Source organism: Mesorhizobium sp. M2C.T.Ca.TU.002.02.1.1 (assembly GCF_003997225.1).
In genome coordinates this window covers 1-5,567 of sequence record NZ_RZTO01000399.1, presented here as the reverse complement: position 1 = coordinate 5,567, position 5,567 = coordinate 1, and the positions used below count along the sequence as shown (strand labels likewise).

The following is a 5,567-nucleotide window of genomic DNA, read 5'->3' as shown; positions in this document are numbered from 1 at the left end:
TTTCGCACGCAGGCTCAAGTCGCTCAAAGGCCTCACGCCTTATGAGTTCATCTGCAAAATCTGGAAACAAGAGCCCGAACACTTCAGGGTCGACCCGGTCCATCAAATGCCGGGACTAAACACCTAGGGTCTTCGCGACGGAGCTGCGCTCCTGCTTCGCTCCAGGATGACGACGTTGTGGAGGCTCGGCAAATTTTCACCGTTTGGTGGCACTCACCGGCCTGCAAGCTAGAGAGATCGTCCGCACCTACGGACCAATACAGACAATCTCTCTACATCGGACCGTCGAAACAGCCTCTTTGTCTCGATCGCGCGGCTAGTCTCTCCATATCGCCTCGGCACCGGGAGACTCGACTGATGTCCGCGCATTTTGCCCGCACCAACCACCATGAAGCGCTCGACCGCCTCGCCGATCGCCGGCTGCTGCGCGCGCTCGCCTATGTCGATGGCCATTGGACAGCGAGCGAAGCGGCGGCAAGTTTTGAAGTCACCGATCCGGCGACCGGAGCCACCGTCGCCTTCGTGGCGGCACTCGATGCCGCCCAGACGACGAAGGCGATCAACGCCGCGTCCCGTGCGTTTCCCGCCTGGCGCTCGGCGCTGCCGCAGGAACGCTCGAAGACCTTAAGAAAATGGTTCGATCTGATCATCGCCGCCAAGGACGATCTGGCGCTGCTGATGACGCTGGAACAGGGCAAGCCGCTGAAGGAGTCGCTGGGCGAGATCGATTACGCAGCCTCCTTCGTCGAGTGGTATGCCGAGGAAGCGAAACGCCTCAACGCCGAAAGCGTCACCAGCCATCTGCCGAATGCCGAGATGTCGGTGCGCCGCGAACCGCTAGGCGTGGTCGGCGTCGTCACGCCCTGGAATTTTCCGTCGGCCATGCTCACCCGCAAGGCCGCGGCCGCGCTTGCCGCCGGCTGCACGGTGGTGGCGCATCCGTCCTCCGAAACACCGCTGTCGGCCCTGGCGCTGGCCGAGCTCGGCGAGCGCGCCGGCCTGCCGGCCGGGGTCTTCAACGTCGTCACCGGCGATGCGCGCACCATCGTCGGCGCGATGTGCGCCGACGCCAGGGTTCGCGCCATGAGCTTCACCGGCTCGACCGAAGTCGGCCGGCTGATCGCCGCGCAGAGTGCGCCGACAATGAAACGCTTGGTCATGGAGCTCGGCGGGCATGCGCCGCTGATCGTCTTCGACGACGCAGACATCGACAAGGCGGTGACGATCGCGCTCGACGCCAAATTCGCCACCTCCGGCCAGGACTGTCTCGCCGCCAACCGCATCTATGTGCAGCGGCCTATCTATGACCGCTTCTGCGCCGCTTTCGCGCGCCGCATCGAGCGGCTCCGCATCGGCAACGGCCTGTCCGCGGACGCCGATATCGGGCCGCTGATGCATGAGCGCGCGGTCAAGAAGGTCGAGGAGCAAGTCGCCGATGCGCTTACCCATGGCGCGCGCTGCCTGACCGGCGGCAAGCGCCACGCTGCCGGCCCGCTGTTCCACCAGCCGACCCTGCTTGTCGACGTGCCGGACGAAGCTCTGATCATGCATGAGGAAACCTTTGGCCCTGTCGCCGCCGTCACGCCGTTCGACGACGAGGCGGAAGTCGTCGCCCGGGCTAACGCCACCGAATATGGCCTGGTCGCCTATGTCGTCACCGAGAATGGCGCGCGGCAGGCGCGCATGGGCCGCGCCTTGGAGTACGGCATGGTCGCGATCAACCGCGTCAAGATCACCGGCGCGCCGATCCCGTTCGGCGGCGTCAAACAGTCCGGCATCGGCCGCGAAGGATCGCGCCACGGGCTCGAAGCTTTTACGGATCTCAAATACCTCTGCCTCGATGTAGCCTAAGCTACGCAGGCCTCATTCTCGTCAGGAGTCAAAAAATGCTCGAACAGTCCAACGAACTCTCCGCCTGGGATCGCGACCACTTCTTCCATCCCTCGACGCATATGGGCACGCACGCGCGGGGTGAGTCGCCAGCCCGCATCATGGCCGGCGGCGAAGGCGTCATCGTCTGGGACAGCACCGGCAAGAAGAGCATCGATGCCTTCGCCGGCCTCTATTGCGTCAATGTCGGCTACGGCCGCCAGAAGATCGCCGATGCCATCGCCGAGCAGGCTAAGAATCTCGCCTACTACCACGCCTATGTCGGGCACGGTACCGAGGCCTCGATCACCCTGGCCAAGATGATCATCGACCGCGCGCCGAAGGGCATGAGCAGAGTCTATTTCGGCCTCTCCGGCTCCGACGCCAACGAGACCAACATCAAGCTGATCTGGTACTACAACAACGTCCTCGGACGGCCGGAGAAGAAGAAGATCATCTCGCGCTGGCGCGGCTACCACGGTTCCGGCGTCATGACCGGATCGCTGACCGGGCTCGAGTTGTTCCACAACGCTTTCGACCTGCCGCGCGCGCCGATCTTGCACACCGAGGCACCCTATTATTTCCGCCGCGCCGACCGCTCGATGAGCGAGCAGCAGTTTTCGCAATATTGCGCCGACAAGCTGGAAGAGATGATCCTTGCCGAAGGCCCGGACACGGTCGCGGCCTTCATCGGCGAGCCGATCCTCGGCACGGGCGGCATTGTGCCGCCGCCAGCCGGTTACTGGCAGAAGATCCAGGCCGTGCTGGATAAATACGACGTGCTGCTCGTCGCCGATGAGGTGGTGACCGGCTTCGGTCGTCTCGGCACCATGTTCGGCTCCGATCATTACGGCATCAAGCCGGACCTGATCACCATCGCCAAGGGGCTGACCTCGGCCTACGCGCCGCTTTCCGGCGTTATCGTTTCCGACAAGGTCTGGCAGGTGCTGGTCAAGGGCTCCGATAAGCTCGGCTCGCTCGGCCATGGCTGGACCTATTCGGCGCACCCGATCTGCGTGGCCGCCGGTGTCGCCAATCTCGAGCTGATCGACGAGATGGACCTGGTGCGGAATGCCGGCGAGACCGGCGCCTACTTCCGCGCAGAGTTGGCCAAGGCCGTCGGCGGGCACCGGAATGTCGGCGAGGTGCGCGGTGACGGCATGCTGGCCGCGATCGAATTCGTCAAGGACCGCGACGACCGCGTCTTCTTCGATCCGGCGCTGAAGGTCGGGCCGCAGATCGCCACGGCGCTGGCTGCCAGCGGCGTCATCGGCCGCGCCATGCCGCAGGGCGACATCCTCGGCTTCGCGCCGCCGCTCTGCCTGACGCGCGAGGAGGCCGACATCGTCGTCGCCAAGACCGCCGACGCGGTGAACAGCGTGTTGGCAAGCATCTGAGAAGCGATATGAATGCCATGACCAGAACCGTTCCCGCCACCATGGCCGCCGTGCAGCTTACGGGCCATGGCGGCCTGGAGAAGCTCGTCTACCGCACCGATGTGAAGGTGCCCGCGCCGGCCGCCGGCGAGGTGCTGGTCAAGGTCAGCGCCTGTGGCATGAACAACACCGACGTCTGGGTGCGCCAGGGCGCCTATGGTACGGAGGAGGATGCGGCTGCCGTGTCGACCTGGCGCCGGCAAGGTAACACGCTCACCTTCCCGCGCATCCAGGGCACCGACACGGTAGGCACCATCGTCGCGGTCGGTAACGGCGTATCCAACGACCGCATCGGCGAGCGCGTCATGGTCGATTTCTCCATCTACAACCGCGACGACGATTCGCTGGCCGACATCGACTATATGGGCCATGGCCGCGATGGCGGTTATGCCGAATATCAGGCGCTGCCGGCCGAGAACGCGCATGTCGTCGACACCGGGCTCAGCGATGTCGAGCTGGCCACCTTCTGCTGCGCCTATCTCACCGGCGAGCAGATGCTTGAGCGTGCCGCCCTGAAAGCCGGCGAGCGGGTGCTGGTCACCGGCGCCTCGGGCGGCGTCGGCTCCGGCATCGTGCAATTGGCAAGGGCGCGCGGCGCCATTCCCTATGCCGTCGTCGGCAAAGGCAAGGAACAGGCCGTGCTCGACATCGGCGCCGAGAAGGTGATCACGCGCGGCGTGGCCGACCTGCTCACCGCCGTCAACGAAGCGACCGGTGGCCAGCCCATAGACGTGGTCGCCGACCTCGTCGGCGGCGCCGTCTTCAACGACCTCCTGCGTATCCTGCGCCCCGAAGGCCGCTACACCACGGCAGGCGCCATCGCCGGTCCGGTCGTGCAGCTCGATCTGCGCACCATGTATCTGAAGCAGCTGCAGCTCAATGGCTCAAGCCAGGGCACGCGGGCGGATTTCCGCCGCATCGTGCGCTACATCGAGGAAGGAAAGATCAAGCCGCTGGTCGGGGGCGTCTACAAGCTTTCCGATTTCCACCGCGCCCAGACCGACTTCATGGGCAAGGACTTCGTCGGCAAGCTGGTGGTGGTGCCGGACGCGATGTGGAGCCGCGCCTGACCCCGGAAAGAGTGCCCGGCGCGGTCAGCCGTTGATCGCGCTGCCCTCGATCCGGTCGAAACCCTCAGCGGCGGGCGCTTCCCTGAGGCTGATCAGCTCGGCCACGTCGACGACCTTCAACTGACCTGCCACGCCGAGCGCATCGGTGGCGGCGGTGTACATGACCTTGTCCTTGGGACAGGCGACGACGAACATGTCGACGCCGAGACTGAGCGCCTCGCGGATGCGGTTCTCGCTGGGCCGTTCCTTGACGCCGTCATCGCCCTGCCAGATGCGGCCGCCGCCGGCGCCGCAGCAGAAGGAATTCTCGCGGCAGCGCGGCATGTCGTGAAGAGTGTAGCCCGCCGCCTTGATAAGGTCGCGCGGCGCGTCGAAGCCGCCATTGTAGCGGCCGAGATAGCAAGGATCGTGATAGGTCACCAACGCGCCGTCGGCCGGGGCGATGTCAAGCTTGCCCGCCGCAATCAGCTCGGCGAGCAGCGCCGTGTAGTGAAGCACCTCGAACTCTGCGCCAAAATGGCGGTAGTCGTTCTTCAGCGCGTTGAGGCTGTGCGGGTCCGTGGTGACGATGCGGTTGAAGCTGCATTCGCGGATCGCGTCGATGTTGGATTGGGCAAGCGTCTCGAACAGGCCTTCCTCGCCGGCGCGCCTCACGTCGTTGCCGCTGTTGCGCTCGGCATCGAAGAGGATGCCGAAATCGACGCCGGCGGCCGTGAAAAGCTTGGCGACCTTGCGGGTCACGTCCTGGACGCGTGGATCGTAGGACGCGTAGTCCCCGACGAACCACAGCACGTCGACCGGTTCGCTGCGCGCGTCCTTGACCGGGAAGCCGAGCTCCTTAGTCCAGCGCGCCCGCATCTTGGACGGCTTCCCCATGGAGTTCCCGAGACGCGTGAGGTTCGTCAGCGCATCCTGAAGCATGGGGCTGACGTGGCCTTCATCGACAAGATGGCGCCGCATGTCGATGATCTTGGGCAAATGCTCGATCTCGACCGGACAGGCCTCCATGCAGGCGCGGCAGGTCGTGCAGGCCCACAGCGTCTCTTCGGCGATGATGCCGCCGACCAGAAGGCCCGAGGCATCGTTCGCCAGCGCGTCGCGCATATCGGTGATCAGCATCTTCGGGCTGAGCGGCAGGCCCGAGGCGTAGGCGGGGCAGACCGCCTGGCAGCGTCCGCATTCGGTGCAGGAC

At 65.2% G+C, this 5,567-nt stretch carries 4 protein-coding genes and 1 pseudogene; 4 read left to right on the top strand and 1 reads right to left on the bottom strand.

The genetic code is table 11. The features are described 5' to 3' along the window. From EOD07_RS20415 to EOD07_RS20400, 4 genes and pseudogenes are all read left to right on the top strand, one after another. Positions 1 to 127: pseudogene (locus EOD07_RS20415) on the top strand (IS481 family transposase); the annotation flags it as partial. A gap of 230 nt (positions 128 to 357) precedes the next feature. Further along, positions 358 to 1,851 carry an NAD-dependent succinate-semialdehyde dehydrogenase gene (locus tag EOD07_RS20410; RefSeq protein ID WP_127236750.1) on the top strand — a complete coding sequence of 498 codons (1,494 nt, stop codon included), beginning with the start codon at positions 358 to 360 and terminating at the stop codon, positions 1,849 to 1,851. A 35-nt stretch (positions 1,852 to 1,886) separates the two neighbouring features. Continuing rightward, the gene (locus EOD07_RS20405; protein ID WP_127236749.1) at positions 1,887 to 3,266 is read left to right on the top strand and encodes an aspartate aminotransferase family protein; all 1,380 of its coding nucleotides are present in this window, start codon (positions 1,887 to 1,889) and stop codon (positions 3,264 to 3,266) included. A gap of 8 nt (positions 3,267 to 3,274) precedes the next feature. Further along, positions 3,275 to 4,375 (top strand): alcohol dehydrogenase family protein, encoded by a 1,101-nt coding sequence (locus EOD07_RS20400; RefSeq protein ID WP_127236748.1) that lies wholly within the window; start codon positions 3,275 to 3,277, stop codon positions 4,373 to 4,375. 24 nt (positions 4,376 to 4,399) lie between these two features. Here EOD07_RS20400 and EOD07_RS20395 read toward each other — a convergent pair. Continuing rightward, on the bottom strand, positions 4,400 to 5,567 hold a 1,168-nt coding region (locus EOD07_RS20395), incomplete at its 5' end, for a (Fe-S)-binding protein (RefSeq protein WP_164772380.1).